General features: G+C 68.3%; 15 protein-coding genes and 1 pseudogene. 11 read left to right on the top strand and 5 right to left on the bottom strand.

The window, feature by feature from the left end; all coding sequences use genetic code 11:
- The first annotated feature begins 3 nt into the window (after positions 1-3).
- Together RF646_RS07750 and RF646_RS07745 are read left to right on the top strand one after the other, a co-directional pair.
- Positions 4-606, top strand: a complete 603-nt coding sequence (locus RF646_RS07750) for a DUF421 domain-containing protein (RefSeq protein ID WP_085108210.1) — start codon at positions 4-6, stop codon at positions 604-606.
- 663 nt (positions 607-1,269) lie between these two features.
- A pseudogene (locus RF646_RS07745) lies at positions 1,270-1,880 on the top strand (transposase); the annotation flags it as partial.
- Positions 1,881-1,974: 94 nt separating this feature from the next.
- On the opposite strand, the gene RF646_RS07740 reads toward RF646_RS07745, so the two are convergent.
- Positions 1,975-2,109: a hypothetical protein gene (locus tag RF646_RS07740; RefSeq protein WP_269155754.1), complete on the bottom strand. Its 135-nt coding sequence runs from the start codon at positions 2,107-2,109 to the stop codon at positions 1,975-1,977.
- Between the two features lie 157 nt (positions 2,110-2,266).
- Here RF646_RS07740 and RF646_RS07735 point away from each other — a divergent pair, with 157 nt between their 5' ends.
- The 6 genes from RF646_RS07735 to RF646_RS07710 all read left to right on the top strand — a co-directional run bounded on the left by RF646_RS07735 (position 2,267) and on the right by RF646_RS07710 (position 9,391).
- Positions 2,267-3,433, top strand: a complete 1,167-nt coding sequence (locus tag RF646_RS07735) for an ABC transporter ATP-binding protein (protein WP_085108213.1) — start codon at positions 2,267-2,269, stop codon at positions 3,431-3,433.
- A complete protein-coding gene (locus RF646_RS07730) occupies positions 3,430-4,233 on the top strand; it encodes an ABC transporter permease (protein ID WP_368835659.1) in 804 nt (267 codons plus the stop codon). Before RF646_RS07735 ends, RF646_RS07730 begins: the two co-directional genes overlap by 4 nt.
- Positions 4,230-4,907: an ABC transporter permease gene (locus RF646_RS07725; protein ID WP_064846971.1), complete on the top strand. Its 678-nt coding sequence runs from the start codon at positions 4,230-4,232 to the stop codon at positions 4,905-4,907. The genes RF646_RS07730 and RF646_RS07725 overlap by 4 nt, the downstream gene beginning before the upstream one ends.
- The gene (locus tag RF646_RS07720) at positions 4,904-5,890 is read left to right on the top strand and encodes an ABC transporter substrate-binding protein (protein ID WP_368835658.1); all 987 of its coding nucleotides are present in this window, start codon (positions 4,904-4,906) and stop codon (positions 5,888-5,890) included. The genes RF646_RS07725 and RF646_RS07720 overlap by 4 nt, the downstream gene beginning before the upstream one ends.
- A 512-nt stretch (positions 5,891-6,402) precedes the next feature.
- On the top strand, positions 6,403-8,367 hold the full coding sequence (locus RF646_RS07715; RefSeq protein WP_085108222.1) for an amylosucrase: 1,965 nt from the start codon (positions 6,403-6,405) through the stop codon (positions 8,365-8,367).
- A gap of 415 nt (positions 8,368-8,782) precedes the next feature.
- Positions 8,783-9,391 (top strand): hypothetical protein, encoded by a 609-nt coding sequence (locus RF646_RS07710; RefSeq protein ID WP_368835657.1) that lies wholly within the window; start codon positions 8,783-8,785, stop codon positions 9,389-9,391.
- A gap of 80 nt (positions 9,392-9,471) precedes the next feature.
- Here the strand turns inward: RF646_RS07710 and RF646_RS07705 are convergent, their stop codons facing one another.
- Positions 9,472-10,128 (bottom strand): GNAT family N-acetyltransferase, encoded by a 657-nt coding sequence (locus tag RF646_RS07705; RefSeq protein WP_368835656.1) that lies wholly within the window; start codon positions 10,126-10,128, stop codon positions 9,472-9,474.
- 162 nt (positions 10,129-10,290) lie between these two features.
- Here RF646_RS07705 and RF646_RS07700 point away from each other — a divergent pair, with 162 nt between their 5' ends.
- Together RF646_RS07700 and RF646_RS07695 are read left to right on the top strand one after the other, a co-directional pair.
- Positions 10,291-10,911, top strand: a complete 621-nt coding sequence (locus tag RF646_RS07700) for a superoxide dismutase (RefSeq protein ID WP_035962724.1) — start codon at positions 10,291-10,293, stop codon at positions 10,909-10,911.
- Between the two features lie 179 nt (positions 10,912-11,090).
- Positions 11,091-12,068, top strand: a complete 978-nt coding sequence (locus RF646_RS07695; protein ID WP_368835655.1) for a 2-hydroxyacid dehydrogenase — start codon at positions 11,091-11,093, stop codon at positions 12,066-12,068.
- Between the two features lie 96 nt (positions 12,069-12,164).
- Here RF646_RS07695 and RF646_RS07690 read toward each other — a convergent pair whose 3' ends face one another.
- Positions 12,165-13,604, bottom strand: coding sequence for a cysteine desulfurase family protein (locus tag RF646_RS07690; protein WP_368835654.1), 1,440 nt, complete (start codon positions 13,602-13,604; stop codon positions 12,165-12,167).
- A 71-nt stretch (positions 13,605-13,675) separates the two neighbouring features.
- On the opposite strand from RF646_RS07690, the gene RF646_RS07685 reads away from it, so the two are divergent.
- Positions 13,676-14,008 carry a cupin domain-containing protein gene (locus tag RF646_RS07685; protein ID WP_085108234.1) on the top strand — a complete coding sequence of 111 codons (333 nt, stop codon included), beginning with the start codon at positions 13,676-13,678 and terminating at the stop codon, positions 14,006-14,008.
- On the opposite strand, the gene nadC is transcribed toward RF646_RS07685, so the two are convergent.
- Together nadC and RF646_RS07675 are read right to left on the bottom strand one after the other, a co-directional pair.
- Positions 14,005-14,904: a carboxylating nicotinate-nucleotide diphosphorylase gene (gene nadC / locus RF646_RS07680; protein ID WP_368835653.1), complete on the bottom strand. Its 900-nt coding sequence runs from the start codon at positions 14,902-14,904 to the stop codon at positions 14,005-14,007. The genes RF646_RS07685 and nadC overlap by 4 nt on opposite strands.
- Positions 14,882-16,660: an L-aspartate oxidase gene (locus RF646_RS07675; protein ID WP_368835652.1), complete on the bottom strand. Its 1,779-nt coding sequence runs from the start codon at positions 16,658-16,660 to the stop codon at positions 14,882-14,884. Before RF646_RS07675 ends, nadC begins: the two co-directional genes overlap by 23 nt.
- Positions 16,661-16,662 lie beyond the last annotated feature (2 nt).

Here is a 16,662-nt window from a genome sequence, read left to right as displayed (position 1 = left end):
GGCGTGCCGTCCTGGGAGGGTCTGGGCTCCGAACTGGGGATCACGTCCGCCCATGCGATCGTGGTGGTGCTCTCCGCGGTGGGGATCTACGTGGCATTCCTCGTCTTTGTGCGGATCTTCGGCCAGCGGGTGCTCACGGCCATGTCCACGTTCGACGTGGTGATCACCGTGATGCTGGGTGCCGTGGCGGGGCGCGTGATCCTGGGGCACCCGCCGACACTCATGAGCGGGGTGCTGGGACTGGGCACCCTGTTCCTGCTGGAAGTGGTGTTCGGCCACCTGGGCACGCGGGCTCGGTGGCAGCGCGTGTTCAATTCACCCGCCCGCCTGCTCATGATCGGTGACCGCGTGGACGAGCACGCCCTGCGTCGCGCCCACATCACGCATTCCGAACTCAACGGGGCACTGCGTCGGGCGGGGGTGCGCTCCTACCGCGAGGTGGCGTGCGTGCTGCACGAACCCGGGGGCGGGATCAGTGTGCTGCGTCGGGGGGTTCCCATCGACCGGCGGATCCTCGCGGACGTGGCCGGGGCGGACCGGATCCCGGAGGAGTTCCTGACCGAGGACATCGGGGACGCGCCACTTGATGCGCCACAGGATCGGTGAACTCACTGATGGGAACCCGCCCCGGTGGTGCGGGGCGAAGTCCCAGGGATGCTCTATAGCAGGCTCGGTTGGTGGAACCTCGTAGAAAGAGAATGTCATGGAATTTAAAAGCCCGATCACAGTTTACTGCAGTGCGTTTGCAGTGATCGGATTGACCATATGCGGATGGTTGCTGATTTCTAAGGGGGTTGTTTTCCCCTTGGCCCTGACTCTGGCGTTTTTCTGTCTAGGGTCTCTCATGACATCCTTTTTCGTCGTTTCCGATGCCGTCTGGGGAAAGCAGATGCGGTGGGATTCGAACGCCTACAGGTCCGGTAGTGCGAGTGAATAGGACGTAGACAAGGATCTCAAGACCGGCCGGCGCATATTTGATCTGCGTTTTCATCATCAGTGCGATACTGGCAATCTGGTTCTTCGTGGTTGGGGGTGTGGTGGGGGTTCGCGCGGCGGTGGTCGTATGGACGTCGGGGTCCCCGTGGATGGAGGTTTTGCACTCACCATCCGGAAGAGCTCGACGTGTTCAACGCTACCTTCGCCGCGCTGTGCCTGATCACGTTCTGCCGCCTCGCCGTACTTGGCCTCGAAGCCGTCGGGCAGCGACTCGACCCGGATCGGGCGGTCATTGAGTGTCGTATCGTCGGGGGTGATCCGTGGTGGCGTAAGTTCAGCGGGTTAAAGGCCGCCGCGGCGGAAGAGCTGCCCGACGCGGTCCGGTGGTGGACCCGTTCCATGTCGTTCGTCTGGCCGGCGACGCCCTCGACCGGTGCCGGCTGTGCATCCAGCAGGACACTCTCGGGCATCGTGGCCGCGCCGGCGATCCGCTGTTGAAGGCGCGCCGGGCCCTGCACACCGGTGCCGGTCTGCTCACCGAGAAGCACACCGCCCGCTTCAACGCCGTGTTAGCGATCGAGGAGCATGTCGAGGTCGAAGCGACCTGAGGCATTTACCAGCGCATTGTCCCCGCCTACCGCGAGCCCGAGAAGAAGAAGGCGAAGCAGATGATGCAAGCGGTGATCCACGCGCTTAGCAGCGGTGTCCCGGCTACGCTCGTCGATATCCGCAAGCTTGGCCACACCTTTAGGCAACGCGCCTTCGACGTGTTCGCGTTCTTCGACCGGTCAGGCACCAGCAACGGGCCGACAGAGGCGATCAATGGGCGCGTTGAGCACCTGCGCGGCTCCGCTTTCGGTTTCGGCAACCTCACCAACTTCATCACCGGGAGCCTGCTCGAGGCTGGAGGATTCAGACCACACCTACACCCTCGAATGCGATGAGCCGGCAATCCCGGTGTTCATCCAGACGCGGGACATCATACAAATCTGACTCGTGAGCGGCGCGCGTGAGTGCAAAATAAAATGGGTGGGGCATTTACGAGTGTTCCGCCCATCGCTGTGGTCGGGGCTTGGGGGTGCGCGTGGCCGCGCGTTGTCCCCGCTCGCGCAGCTTCTGCTCCAGTTCGGACTCGCTGGTGCTGCCCAGGCGGTTCCGATCCTTGGACGCCATCGCGGACGTCTTCCTCGTGCCTTCCTTCCGGACGGCATGCTTCAGCGGCACTTGTGACGGCTCCACCGGGTGAACCGTCACGAATCTGGAAATGGTCCGCTCACCGATGGTTTTGCGCCGTTAGGATGAAACCACGGCTACGAAGGGATACGGCCCCATGACCGATCTGGCGATCCGCTACCGCGGGGTGAGCAAAGTCTATTCGGACGGTACTGCCGCGGTGGATAACTTGGACCTGGACGTTCCCGCGGGTTCCCTCACGGTGTTCGTGGGCCCATCCGGCTGCGGCAAGACCACGTCCCTGCGGATGCTCAACCGCATGGTGGAGCCCTCCTCGGGGACGGTGGAGGTCAACGGTCAGGACGTCGCGAGCATCCCGGCCGCCAAGCTGCGCCGCTCCATGGGGTACGTGATGCAGCAATCGGGTCTGCTGCCCCACAAGACCGTGGAGGACAACATCGCCACGGTCCCCCGGCTGAACGGGGTGTCCAAACGGGAGTCCCGCGCGCACGCCCGGCAGTTGCTGGGCTCGGTGGGATTGGACGAGTCCGTGGCCACCCGGTACCCGGCGCAGTTGTCCGGAGGTCAGCAACAACGCGTGGGCGTGGCACGTGCCCTGGCCTCGGATCCGCCCATCCTGCTCATGGACGAACCGTTCTCCGCCGTGGACCCCGTGGTGCGCCAGGACCTGCAGAGCGAATTGTTGGACCTGCAGAAGCGGTTGCACCGCACCATCATCTTCGTGACCCACGACATCGACGAGGCGATCCTGCTGGGCAACCGCGTGGCCGTGTTCGCGCGCGGGGGCAGGCTCGCGCAGTACGCGACCCCGGAGGAACTGCTGCGGGCCCCCGCGGACGACTTCGTCGCGGACTTCATCGGCCGTGACCGCGGGTTCCGTTCGCTGAGCTTCGACAACGCCTCCGTGGCACTGCAGCCCGTCACGGTTCTGGTCGTGGACACCGGCGAGCGCTTCCTGGTGGGCCCCTGCAGTGAGGACCCCGCGCCGTGGCAGGCGGCGGGAGCGGCGTCGTCGTCGGACTGGGTGCTCGCGGTGGACGAGCGCCGCCACCCGCTGGGCTGGCTGCCCGTGACGGCGTCCGGAGAACCGGCCGCGCGCGAGGAACTGCGTGTGGGAGGGACCCTGTGGCACGACGGCGGGTCGTTGCGCACCGCGCTCGACGCCGCCCTGTCCTCCCCGTCCGGGCAGGCCGTGGCCGTGCACCGCGACGGCTCCGTGGCGGGCGTAGTGCCCGGCGAGGACGTGATGCGCGCGATCGAAGAGCAGCGCTCGGCGCGCTACGACAGGTCGGAACGCTCGTGAACTGGCTGTCGAACAACTGGTCCACGGTCCTGGACCTCGCTGGCGCGCACCTGATCCAGTCCATCGTGCCCGTGGTCGTGGGCCTGCTGATCAGCGTCCCGCTTGCCCGGTTGGCCACGAGCAGACGCTGGTTGCGTCCGGTGTTCGTCACGGGCTCGTCACTGCTGTACACGATCCCCTCGCTGACCCTGTTCGTGGTCCTACCGCTGATCCTGGGCACGGGCATCACGTCCGTGGTCAACGTGATCGTGGCGCTGACCCTGTACGTGATCGCAATCCTGGTGCGCTCGTGCGTGGACGCGTTCGAGTCCCTGGACCGAGATGTCCTCCAGGCCGCCACCTCGCTGGGGTACAAACCCGTGCGCCGCTTCTTTGGGGTGGAACTGCCGCTGGCAGTGCCCGTGATGATCGCGGGGCTGCGCGTGGCCACGGTCTCCAACATCTCCATGGTCTCCGTGGGCGCCGTGATCGGCATCCAGTCCCTGGGCACCCTGTTCACGGACGGGCTGCGCCGCTCGATCGTCTCGGAGATCGTGGTGGGCATCGTGGCCACCGTGCTGATCGCGATCGTGCTGGATCAGCTCTTGCGTCTGCTCGGCCATGTCCTGACCCGCTGGCAGCGCACGGGGACCACGACGGCGCGCGAGCGGCGTCGTGCCGGCGCGGCGCGGCACGACAGCGCTAACGGCCGAGCCGACCGGCCCGGGGGCGGGGACCCCGAGGGCCGCGATTCCGTGGCCGGTGCGCCCGGCGGCGCGGGCGCCGTCGCCGCGGTGAAAGCCCGGGGTGATTGCGCGTGAACCTGTTCTCGGAAGCCGCGCAGTTCCTGACCGACCCCGCCAACTGGAGCGGAGCCACCGGGATCCCGCAGCGTTTGCTCGAACACGTGGGCTACAGCGTGCTGACCATGGGGATTGCGCTCGCGATCGCCGTGCCCCTGGGCCTGTGGGTGGGCCACACACGCCGCGGCGGCGGCGTGATCGTGGGCCTGGCTGGCGCATTGCGCTCGCTGCCCACCCTGGGTCTGCTGAGCCTGTTCACGCTGCTCATGGGGCTGGGGCTCATGCCCCCCATCCTGGCGCTCGTGCTGCTGGCCATCCCGCCCATCCTTTCGGGCACGTACTCGGGGGTCGCCGCGGTCTCCCCGGCGCTCGTGGACGCAGCTCGTTCCATGGGCATGACCGAGGGTCAGGTACTCACGCGCGTGGAGATCCCCGTGGCGCTGCCGGTGATCCTGGGCGGGATCCGCAATGCCGCGTTGCAGGTGCTCGCGACCGTGACCATCGTGGCGTACATCAACCTGGGCGGTCTGGGCCGCTATCTGATCGACGGGCTCGCGGTGCGTGACTACGCGCGCATGCTCGCGTCCGTGGTACTCGTGGCCGTGCTCGCACTGGCCGCGGATGCAGTACTCGCTCTCGTACAACGCCTGGTGACGTCGCCGGGCCTCAGACTGGCAGGAGATCGACCATGACACCGTCCCCCTCTACGCAGCGCACGCGCGCTGCGCACCGCGCCCTCCGCCCCGCCGTGTGGGCGGCCATGACCGCCACGGCCGTGTTCGCCCTCACCGCGTGCGGCGGCGGTTCCGACCCGCTCGCGGAGAACTCGGGCGACGCCGCCTCAGGCGGCTCCTCGGACGCCGTCACCGTGGGTTCTGCGGACTTCCCCGAGTCGCAGGTCATCGCCGAGCTCTACGCCGGGGTGCTGCGGGACGCGGGCGTCACAGTGGAGACCAAGCCGGGCATCGGCGCGCGCGAGGCCTACGTGGGTGCCGTCAAGGACGGTTCCGTGGACGTGGTCCCGGACTACTCCGGGAACCTGTTGCTCTTCGCGGACAAGGACGCCACCGCGGCCTCCGCCGAGGACATCATAAAGGCACTGCCTTCCGCGTTGGAGGGCCAGCAGCTCTCGGTGCTCGACCCCTCCCGCGCGGAGAACAAGGACGCCCTGGTGGTCACACAGGCCACCGCGGAGAAGTACGGTCTGACGTCCATCGAGGACCTCTCCTCGGTGTGCGGGGACCTGATCATGGCTGGCCCGCCGGAGTTCCAGGAACGCGCCTACGGCGTGGACGGGTTGAAGCAGAAGTACGACTGCTCCTTCAAATCCTTCCAGCCCATCAACGACGGCGGCGGCCCCCTCACCGTGCAGGCCCTGACCCAGGACGACGCCCAGGTGGCGGACATCTTCACCACCACCCCGGCCATCCAGGACCAGCACCTCACGGTGCTCGAGGACCCCAAGAACAACTTCATCGCCCAGCAGGTGCTCCCGCTCACCGCCCCGGACCGCTTGCCGCAGAACGCGGTGGACGCGCTGAACGAGTTCTCCACCAAGCTGACCACCCAGGACCTGATCGACCTCAACCGCAAGGTCAGCGGGGACCAGCAGCAGAACCCCGCGGACGCCGCCAAGCAGTGGCTCTCCGACCACGGGTACGAGAAGGCCTCCTGATCCGCGACACCCGCAGCGACGTCGGCCGACGAACTGCCGTCAGGGTCACCTGGTGACGTCCGGAATCCACCCCACGGGGTGGGATCGCCCGGTGCTCCCCGCATGGGGAAGCACCGGGCGTTCGTCATGTTCCGTTCATCCGCGTCCGGCCGAGCGCGTTCTTCACGGCCGTGTGCGCGGTTCTGCACAGGTTTGTCCACACCCGCTGGGGATTCGCGTCATATCGTCCTGACCTGGGGTTTCAGGGGTATCGCCCCACGTGGCCCACCCGAGAACGCGCCATGGTTTCCACACCTGTGGATAACTCTGTGCACAACCTGTGGGGTGAATACGGGGTGCGGGGACGAGTCACGCGGACGTCACCTGAGCGTCGAGTGCAACCGCGCCCGTATCCTGGACGAAACCGGCCCGCGGGAACGCGGGGGCGGTCGATCCGAGCTCGGCATCAAGGGGGATCCCGGGCACCATGACTCCCCACGCACGTGACGTGCGTCAACCGAGGAGGCATTCCCGTGCTGTCCGAACCCTCGATCCCCCGGGACACCACCGATCGCGAACACGTACTCGAATCGGTGCGGGAGCATCTCGCGCTGGATACGCGCGCGACCCCCGAGGAACGCACCGTCTTCCTTGGTCGGCTCAGCCGTCAGCTGGACCGTCTGATCACCTCCTTGCACGCGGTCTACGGACCCGGGCTCGGTATCTGGGACACCGTGACCCGCGCCGTCCTCACCGCGTGGGAGGCCTATGTGCAGCGCCCCCGGGACCTCAAGGACCTGGACCGCCGCCGCGAGGACCAACTGCCGTGGTTCACGTCCCGGGAGGCCGTGGGCGGGGTGTGTTACGTGGACCGCTACGGCGGGGACCTCGCGGGGATCCGGGAGAAGATCCCGTACTTCGAAGAACTCGGGCTGACCTACCTGCACCTCATGCCCCTCTACGAGAGCCCCGCCGGCAACTCGGACGGGGGGTACGCGGTGTCCTCCTACCGCCGGGTGGACCCGGAGCTGGGGACCATGGCGGAGCTCGCGGACCTGGCGGCCGAACTGCGGGCCCAGGGGATCGCCCTGGTGCTGGACTTCGTGTTCAACCACACCTCCAACGAGCATGAGTGGGCCCGGGCCGCGGCCGCCGGGGACCCGTTCTACGAACGCTTCTACTGGATGTACTCGGAGCGCACCGTGCCGGACGAGTTCGAGCGCACCGCGCGGGAGATCTTCCCGGATGACCACCCCGGGGTGTTCACGCGCGTGGACAGCACGCCGGCGGGACGGGACGCGAGCCCCTACGACCCGGATCCCCGGTGGGTATGGACCACGTTCCACCGCTTCCAGTGGGACCTCAACTACTCCAACCCCCACGTCTTCCACGCCATGGCCGCGGAAATGCTGTTCCTGGCCAACCAGGGGGCCCAGGTGCTGCGCCTGGACGCCGTGGCGTTCATCTGGAAGCAACTCGGCACCTCGTGCGAGTCCCAGCCACAGGTCCACGATCTGCTGCGCGCGTTCAACGCCGTGACGGCCCTGGCCGCCCCGGCCGTGGAGTTCAAGTCGGAGGCGATCGTCCACCCGGACGAGGTCATCCGCTACGTCCACCCGGACCAGTGTGCGCTGTCCTACAACCCCCTGCAGATGGCCCTCACATGGGAGGCCATGGCCACCCGGGACGTCTCCCTGCTCTCCGCCGCGCTCGCCGAACGTCACGAGACGCCAGCGGGCACCGCGTGGGTCAACTACGTGCGCGGCCATGACGACATCGGGTGGACGTTCTCCGACGACGACGCCGCTCGCCTGGGTGTCGATGGCCACGACCACCGCCGCTTCCTTAATGCCTTCTACACCGGGCGCCACCCCGGTAGCTTCGCGCACGGCGTGGCCTTCCAGGGCAACCCCCGCACGGGCGATTGCCGGATCTGCGGCACCACCGCGTCCCTGTTGGGTCTGGAGACCGAGCCGGGTCCGGCCGTGGATCGGATCCTGCTGGCGCATTCGCTGGCCATGAGCACCGGCGGAGTCCCCCTGCTTTACCTGGGTGACGAGGTGGGTCAGCGCAACGACGTCCATTGGGACGAGAACCCGGACGCCGCGGACGACGCCCGCTGGGTCCATCGCCCGCGCTACCCCCGCGACGACTACGAACGCCGCCACGACCTGTTCTCGGTGCAGGGGCGGATCTTCGGCGGGATCCGGGGGATGATCTCGGTGCGCCGTGCCACCCCGGAGTTCGAGGGCACCGCGCTCATCCCGTTCATCACGCACAACCGCCATGTCCTGGGCTATCAGCGTCCCGGCGAGCACAGCGTGGTGCTGTGCCTGGCGAACTTCAGCGACTGGCCCCAGTTCGTCACGGGTGAGACGCTGAGCGGTTTCCTGCCCTCGGCGACCATGCTGCACGAGAACGAGCGGGTGGACCTGCGCGGGGGGATCCTGGTGGAGGCTCACGGTTTTCGGTGGCTGCGCGTGATTCCCACCTCCTGACACCGCGGAAATCACAGCGTCACATAACTGCCCCCTAAAAGGGAGTAACTCAACGCAGATAAGCGGGCAGTGAGCGTTATCCACAACGTTTCTCCACAGGAGTGGATAAGTCACACGACTGTCATTCGACCCGGTTGGCCAGACGCTTGTTCGGTATTTACCCTGGTCATGCGTCGTTTTCTGCCGTTGCGGCGCCTGCCCAGGGTGTGTGCGTCGAAACTGTGTTCGAATTGTGCACAGACTTTTCCACCCCTGTGGATAACTTTTCTCCACCTCTTGTGGACGCGTCACACTTCCCCCGGCGGAGTGACGGCTTGTCGTCTTTGCATCAGACTGAGCGTCATAAGTTACTCGCGTGTAGTTGGTGTTCGGTGGGACGAACGCCATGGGGGGAAGCACGCACCAAGGGGGAAACATGTCTGTTCGCATCTCCGAGGTCGATTCCACCGACCACGGATTCTCGCTGCTCGTGGAGCAGGACGTGGCGGTCACCGCCCAGGAGTTCGATCTGGCCCTGGGCAGGCCCAGGGGGATGGGCCGATGGTTCGGGATCCACGTCACGTGGCCCACGTCCCTGGACGATCAACTGCACGTGGGCTCGGCGATCGAGTTCGACGCTCCGGTGGGGCCGTTCACGTTCGACTACGTCATGATCGTCGCGGACCGCGTGCCCGGTGAATCGCTCATGCTGCGCACCACCAAGGGGTTCGCGGACGTGATCATGGAGTACGCGTGGCAGCCCACGAGCTCGGGGGTGACCGTCCAGCTGCGCGCGGATTTCCGACTGCGCGGGGGGTTGTGGTGGAAGCGCCCGTGGGCCCGGATGATGGCCCGCCGCCGACTTGCCCAGGGGCTGGAACGCATGCGGCGGGATCTGGCCGCGGGGCAGCCGGGGGAGTTGGCGACGTCGTCGACCGAGCATCCCTCTCGCGGCACCGGCCACGGCGTGCGGGCTGCTGCCCACGGCAGGCACGCGGGAACGCACCGCAAGGCCACGGGGCGGCGACGCGCGCGAACCGCTTGAAACGCGCTTACTACTGAGAGCTGTGCGGACGCCACCGGGACCAACGGGGGGGGTGTCCCGCGGCCCCCGTCGGCACCGGATTACGGGCTGAGGCGGCGCTCCATGCGCATGACCGTGACCCGGTAATCCAACCGGGGGACGGCGAAATCCACGGCACCGCGGGGCGTGTAGCCCAGACCCGTGTAGAAACGCTTGAGCACCGGGTTGCCGTCATCGCAGTCCAGGCGGGAGACGCTCCGTCCGGACTCGACGATCACCCGTTCTGCGGTGCGGATCAGCCGGGCACCCGTGCCGGTGCCCGCGAGCGAGCGGTCCACCGCGACCCCGTGGGTGTAACCGGCGGGCTCCGGCTGCTCGCCCCAGATCTCAGGATCCGCCCAGATCACACGGATGCTCGCCAGGATCAGGCCGGGCTGCACCGGGGATTCCACGACCCACCACTCGCCGCGGTCGATCTCGCGGCGCACCTCGGCGGGGTCGAACTCGCCCTCGCGCCACTGGTCGATGCCCCGGCCCTGCAACCACCGCGCCAGACGGTCCCGCAGGTTCACGATGCCTTGCGCGTGCGAAGCCTGCGCGCGCGCGATCTCGAGGTCCGCGGGGTCGCCCCCGCCGGTTCGGGCCGCCAACGGGGCGTGGGCGGCGGCGGCGCGTCCCGGCGCGTGGACGCTCGCGGTGGCGCCGCCGGAACCGGTCGCGGTCGCGGTGACCTCCAGGGCGGTATCGGGGGTGGACATGGGCCCAAGGATAGGTCACGGCCCGGGCGGCAACGCACCGGTTGTGACGGAAGATGACGGGCTCCGTGAAACATACGCTAGTGGCTGAACGTCCTTGACCCGCCGAACCGCAGCGACGGACAGTTGAAGCATCACGCACCCGCAAAGGAAGGATGATTCACCGTGGCTGAAAAGTTCACTCTCCCCGATCTTCCCTATGACTACGCAGCGCTCGAGCCGCACATCTCGGCCCAGATCATGCAGCTGCACCACGACAAGCACCACAACACCTACGTGACCGGTGCCAACACCGCGCTCGAGAAGATGGAGGAGGCCCGCGCCAACGGCGACGCCGCCGGTGCCGCCAAGCTCTCCAAGGACCTCCAGTTCAACCTGGGCGGCCACATTAACCACTCCATCTTCTGGAAGAACCTCTCCCCGGAGGGTGGCGACAAGCCCGAGGGTGAGCTCGCCGCGGCGATCGACAACTTCTTCGGTTCCTTCGACGCCTTCCGCGACCAGTTCACCGCGGTGGCCACCACCATCCAGGGCTCCGGCTGGGCCATCCTGGCGTACGAGCCCATCGCCGGCAACCTGGTGATCGAGCAGATGTACGACCAGCAGAACGGTGTGCCCGTGGCCACCATCCCGCTGCTGCAGCTGGACATGTGGGAGCACGCCTTCTACCTGGACTACCAGAACGTGAAGGCCGACTACGTCAAGGCGTTCTGGAACATCGTCAACTGGGCGGACGTGGCCGAGCGCTTCGAGAAGGCTCGCGGCGGCGCCAAGTCCCTCATCTGATCCGGATGTGAAGTCCGCACCCCACGGGGTGCCTCGGAACCCCGCACGGCAGTTCTCGTGGCCGCGCGGGGTTTCGTGTTCCTCCGGGCGGCCGCCGCCGACGCCACTCCCCACCTCCCACGCCCGCCCGCCCGGTCCGTGCCGCATGAGTCGGTGCGTGTCGTACCCGAGGAGAGTTCATGAAGACACCGCGTTTCCTGGTCACCCGTGAGATCCCCGAACCGGGGCCGTCCATCCTGGAGGACGCGGGCGACGTCGAGATCCGGGACGGGATGAGCGCGGACGAACTGCGCGAGGCAGTGACCGGCGGCGAGTACGACGTGGTGGTCTCGCAGGTCTCCGACCGGTTCGACTCAGAGCTGCTGAGCGAGGCGCGGATCCGGGGGATCGCGAACTACGCGGTGGGGTACAACAACATCGACGTCGCGGCGGCCGCCGAACACGGGATCGCCGTGGGAAACACTCCGGACGTCCTCAATGACGCGACCGCCAACACCGCCATGTTGCTCCTGCTCGGCGCCGCGCGGCGTGCCCACGAGGCCGCCGAGTACCTGCGGGACGGGAAGTTCACGGGGATCGGACCCAAACTGCTGGTCGGTCAGGACGTCACCGGGGCCACCCTGGGTATTGCGGGCATGGGCCGGATCGGCAAGGCCGTGGCCCGCAGGGCACTGGGTTTCGACATGACGGTGATCTTCACGCAGCGCCCGCCCGAGGACCGCGCGGTCTCCGACGACGAACTGGACGATCTGGCCGGGAGGGTGCGCCAGGTGCCGTGGGACGAACTGGTCGAGACGAGTGACTATCTCTCGCTGCACGTCCCGCTCACCGAGGACACCACGCACCTGGTCGACGCGGACGTGTTGCGGCGGATGAAGTCCACCGCGGTGCTCGTAAACACCGCCCGCGGCCCCGTGGTTGATGAAAATGCATTGGTTGCGGCGCTGCGGGACGGCGAGATCTTCGCGGCCGGGCTGGACGTGTTCGAGAACGAACCCGAGCTCGCGGACGGGCTGGCCGATCTGCCCAACGCGTTCTTGCTGCCGCACGTGGGTTCCGCAGAAGTGGGCTCACGGGCGGGGATGGCTCGCAAGGCCGCGGAGAACGCCGTGGCCATGGCCTGCGGTGAGAAGCCGCCGTACGAAGTGACGCCGTAGCGTCCCGCCCCCTCGGGGCGTCGCGCGGAACGTGAGCTCACCACGAGCGGCCCTGCGTCACGCCGACATCGGTGTGGCCGCGGGTGGGAACACCGGTCAGAGTGCGTGCTCGCCGCGGAGGTGGGCAATCACTTGCGCGGTGGCGCGGACGGCGCTGTCCACGTGGGCCTCGGTCGTCTCTCGGCCCAGGCTGAACCGCACCGACGTGGTGGCGAGCTCCGCGGGGATCCCCAGGGCCATGAGCACGTGGGAGGGCTCGCTGGAACCGGCCGCGCACGCCGAGCCCGAGGACACGAGCACCCCCAGGTTCTGGAGGTCCACCAGGACGGTTTCGCCATTGACGCCTGGGAAGCAGAAGGACGCATTGGTCGGTAGTCGCGTGATCCCGTTCCGTCCCGACGTCGCTCCGACGGTTTCTGTCGCACGGCCGGCCGGCGGGATGAGGCCCTCGGAGGTGATCGAGGCTGGCGGGTCGACGGAAACGGCCGGGTCCGCGAAAGCAACCGGGCCGTCCGGAGCGACCGGGGTGGCACCGTCATTGCCGAGGTCGCCCACAACGTTTCGAGGATCCTGGCCGGTCAGGATTGCGTCCGGTACGGAGTTCAGGATGCCCGAGATCAGTCGGTCACGCAGGGCTGTCGAGCGGGCCGCGTAGGCCACCCGTTCTCGCTCGGCCAGCTCCAGCGCCACCGCCAGGCTCACGGCGCCGGCCACGGTGGAGGTTCCCGAGCGGCGCCCGCGCTCGTGACCGCCGCCGTTCAGCAGCGGGCGCAGCGGGGTGCCGCGCTTGAGCCACAGCAGGCCGATCCCTGGCGGCGTGCCGATCTTGTGTCCCGCCAGCGTCAGCGCGGCCACTCCCAGGTCTTCGACGTTCAGCGGCAGAGTGCCGGCCGCTTGCACGGCGTCCGTGTGCAGTGGAACCCCGTACTCCGCCGCGATCTCCGCCAGGGCGCGGATGTCCTGGACGGTCCCCACCTCGTTGTTGGCGAGCATCACCGACGCCACGGCCACGGTGGTCGGATCGGAGGCGCCGCTGCTCCCGGGAGGGGCATGGGAGGCGACGCCGCGGGAAGGGGCGGCACGGTCGGGGAGGGTGCGAGCGGCGTCGTCGTCGGACACGAGGGCGGCGCGGAAGGTGTCGGGGGAGAGCGCACCGGAGGGATCGACGGGCAGTTCGAGCGTCTCGAAACCGTCATGCTGGGCGAGTGCGCGGGCGGATTCCAGAACGGCGTCGTGCTCGATGGCGCTGACCAGCACGCGGTGACGCGAAGGCTGCCGTTCCCGGCGGGCCAAGGCGATGCCCTTGACCGCCAGGTTGTCCGCCTCGGTGCCGCCGGAGGTGAAGATGATCTCACCCGGGCGGGCCCCGAGGACCGCGGCAACGCGCTGGCGGGCGTCCTCGAGGGCGCGGGCGGCGCGCTGGCCGCGCTCGTGATGACTGGAGGCGTTACCGAACCCGCCGGTCAACCACGGCCACATGGCCTCGAGCACTTCGCGGCGCGGGGCGGTGGTCGCCGCGTGATCCAGGTAGATCATGATGTGACCTCTCGTGATGACGGACATGTCGTGCCCGTGACGGGCGATGAGCCGGACTGTAAAGATGGACCATGGAAGAAAACACGCTGACCACCATTGCCCAGGACATGCTCACCGAGGCGCGCGAGGCGTCCAGCGGGCGTTCCGCCCACCACCTCAACGGCGGCCGCGAGCACACGCTGCAGCAGACCATGATCGCGCTGGCCGAGGGCCAGGATCTCAAGGAACACGAGAACCCGGGCGAGGCCACGATCCAGGTGATCACGGGCCGGGTGGAGCTCGTCGCCGGCGACGAATCCGTGCAGCTCGGTCCTGCCCAGTACGCCGTGATCCCGCAGCAGCGTCACTCCCTGCACGCGCACGAGGACTCCGTGGTGCTGCTGACGCTCGTGAACAAGGGCTAGTCCACGGCCACGTCCAGACCCAGGTCCAATGCGCGCACCGAATGGGTGAGCGCGCCCACGGAGATGACATCCACGCCGGTGGAGGCCACCCTGCCGATGGTCTCCAGCGTGATGCCACCGGACGCCTCCACGATGGCGCGACCGTCCACCACGGCCACGCCGCTGATCAGGTCCGAGTGGGCGAAGTTGTCCAGCATGATGGTGTCCACCCCGCCGGCCAGGACGTCCTCGATCTGATCGAGCCGGTCCACCTCCACCTCAACGTGCGTGGTGTGCGGCAGCTTCTTGCGCAGTTCGCGCAGCGCATGGGTCACGGAGGTACCGTCCGCGGTGAGCACGGCCAGGTGGTTGTCCTTGAGCATCACGGCGTCCGAGAGGCCGAATCGATGATTGTTGCCGCCGCCGCACGTCACCGCGTGCTTCTCCAGCGCTCGTAGTCCGGGGGTGGTCTTGCGGGTGTCGGTCACGCGGGTGCGCGTGATGGTCCCGGCGGGCAGGTTGTTGGCGCGTTCCACCTCTGCCACGGCCTTCTCGACCTCGGCCACGTACCGGGCGGTGAGCGTCGCGATCCCGGACATCCGCTGCACGAGGTTCAGCACGCTGCGTTCGGCGCTCAGCAGTGGTCGCGCCGGGCCGGTGATGGTTGCGATGGCGGTTCCGGGGGTCAGCGGGTCACCATCGCATACGTGGAGCGTGACCTCCAGGCCCGAGTCCGCCGTGGCGAAGCCGGTCCGGATGATCTCTTCTCCCGCGAAAATTCCTGCTTCCCGCGAGGTGATCGTGGTGGTGGCGGTCGCCGCGGCAGGGATCACGAGCTCGGAGGTGATGTCACCCCACGGCGCATCCTCGGCCAGGCTCGCACGAATCACGACTTCAACGGCTGAGCGAGTCAGCATGGTCTGTCCTTTCGGGGGTGGGTGCTGCGGATCCGGAGGCGATCCATGCGGTGCTTGTGGCCAGGCGGGGGTCGGTGGCCGGATGGTCCACGCGCTGATGGGCTCCGCGGGATTCGGTGCGAGCCAACGAGGCGCATACGAGCGCGTGCCCCACGGTCAGGAGGTTCCGGTCCTCCGCTTCAGCCAGGGTTCCAGGGGCCGCCGCCGTATCCTCCTCGTCCGACGACGACGCCGCCAGCCAGCCTTCCAGCCGCGCCTTCGCCCGTTCGAGGCCCTCGGCGGTGCGGAACACCCCGGCGCCCTGCCACATGGCTTGCTGCAGGCCTGCGCGGGAGAACGGTTCGGCGCCGGCCGAGTCCGTCGAGGACGGTTCCCTTCCCGTGGAATACGGCCAGGTGCTGAGCAGCGGGTCGTTTCGGTCTGCCAGGTGGGGCTGGACGTGGGCCGTTGCCTCATCGAGCACGCGCGGCTCCGGTTCGCTGCAGAGGGCCACGGGCGACGCGTCCGCGGGTTCCCCCGGACCGGCGAGCAGTTCGCCGATCCTGCGGCCGAGGACCGTGGCTTCCAGCAGGGAATTCGAGGCCAGGCGGTTGGCCCCGTGCATGCCGGTGCGGGCACATTCCCCGGCGGCCCACAGTCCGGGAACAGTGGTGCGGCCCAGCGCATCGGTGGCGATGCCACCCATGAGGTAGTGCGCGGCGGGGCTCACGGGGACCCACTCGGTGGACCAGTCGATGCCTCGCCTCGCGAGTTCGGCGTGGATGGACGGGAACCGGCGGGCCAGGAACTCGGCGCGGGTCAGCCCGGGCGGGACGGGGATCGTGGAGCAGTCCAGGTATGCGCCGCCGTCGTCGGATGTCGTGCGCGCCGCGAAGACCGCGCGCGCCACCACGTCCCGGGGAGCGAGTTCCGCGCGGGGGTCCACATCGGTCATGAAGCGGTGGCCGTCCTGATCGCGCAGTACCGCTCCCTCACCGCGGACCGCCTCGGAGATCAGGAACGAACCCGGAGCGGCCATTGCGGTGGGGTGGAACTGGAAGAACTCCAGGTCACGCACCTGGGCACCGGCGCGCAGGGCCAGTGCGATGCCGTCCCCGGTGGCCACCTGGGGATTGGTCGTCCACGGATACAGCTGACCCGCGCCACCCGTGGCGAGCACCACGTGGTCCGCGGGGAGGAACTCCTCGTCGCCCAGCTCTCCGCCGTGGAGAACCGGGTGGACGGTGCAGCCCACGACCCGGTCACCGACCACGATGACGTCCGTGACCAGGGTGTATTCGCGCAGACGGATATGTCCCCCGTGGGCCATCTCGCGTGTCCGAGCGGACAGGGCCTCCTGGATCGCGTGCCCCGTGGCGTCGCCCCCGGCATGCAGGATGCGCGAGATGCTGTGCGCAGCCTCCAGGCCCTGCACCCACGGGGAGTCGGGGCCGGCCACGTGGTCGAAGGCGACGCCGTGGTCTGTGAGGTCGCGAACAGCCGCGGCGGAGTCCCGGACGACCCCGTGCACCACCAGCGGATCACACAAGCCCGCACCGGCCACCAGGGTGTCCTGGACGTGCAGCCGTACCGAATCCGCTGGGTTTCCGCCGGGGAGGGAGCCGGTCATCGCGGCCATCCCACCTTGGGCGCGATCGGTCGCGGTGTGGGTGAGTGCGGCCTTGGTGACCACGGTGACGCGGGCACCGGCCTCCGCCGCGGACAAGGCCGCGCTGAGACCGGCGACCCCGGTGCCGATGACCAGGACGTCAGTCATGA

The sequence above is a fragment of the Kocuria sp. CPCC 205261 genome (assembly GCF_040981025.1).
Lineage (GTDB): Bacteria > Actinomycetota > Actinomycetes > Actinomycetales > Micrococcaceae > Kocuria > Kocuria marina.
Note: the sequence above shows the minus strand (reverse complement) of the source record. Positions and strands in the feature narration are given on the sequence as shown.

Bases quoted from the DNA above. Each gene is read 5' to 3' on its own strand.
- RF646_RS07740 (WP_269155754.1), bottom strand. From the start codon at position 2,109: ATGGCGTCCAAGGATCGGAACCGCCTGGGCAGCACCAGCGAGTCCGAA.
- RF646_RS07735 (WP_085108213.1), top strand. From the start codon at position 2,267: ATGACCGATCTGGCGATCCGCTACCGCGGGGTGAGCAAAGTCTATTCG.
- RF646_RS07720 (WP_368835658.1), top strand. From the start codon at position 4,904: ATGACACCGTCCCCCTCTACGCAGCGCACGCGCGCTGCGCACCGCGCC.
- RF646_RS07710 (WP_368835657.1), top strand. From the start codon at position 8,783: ATGTCTGTTCGCATCTCCGAGGTCGATTCCACCGACCACGGATTCTCG.
- RF646_RS07705 (WP_368835656.1), bottom strand. From the start codon at position 10,128: ATGTCCACCCCCGATACCGCCCTGGAGGTCACCGCGACCGCGACCGGT.
- RF646_RS07695 (WP_368835655.1), top strand. From the start codon at position 11,091: ATGAAGACACCGCGTTTCCTGGTCACCCGTGAGATCCCCGAACCGGGG.
- RF646_RS07690 (WP_368835654.1), bottom strand. From the start codon at position 13,604: ATGATCTACCTGGATCACGCGGCGACCACCGCCCCGCGCCGCGAAGTG.
- RF646_RS07685 (WP_085108234.1), top strand. From the start codon at position 13,676: ATGGAAGAAAACACGCTGACCACCATTGCCCAGGACATGCTCACCGAG.
- nadC (WP_368835653.1), bottom strand. From the start codon at position 14,904: ATGCTGACTCGCTCAGCCGTTGAAGTCGTGATTCGTGCGAGCCTGGCC.
- RF646_RS07675 (WP_368835652.1), bottom strand. From the start codon at position 16,660: ATGACTGACGTCCTGGTCATCGGCACCGGGGTCGCCGGTCTCAGCGCG.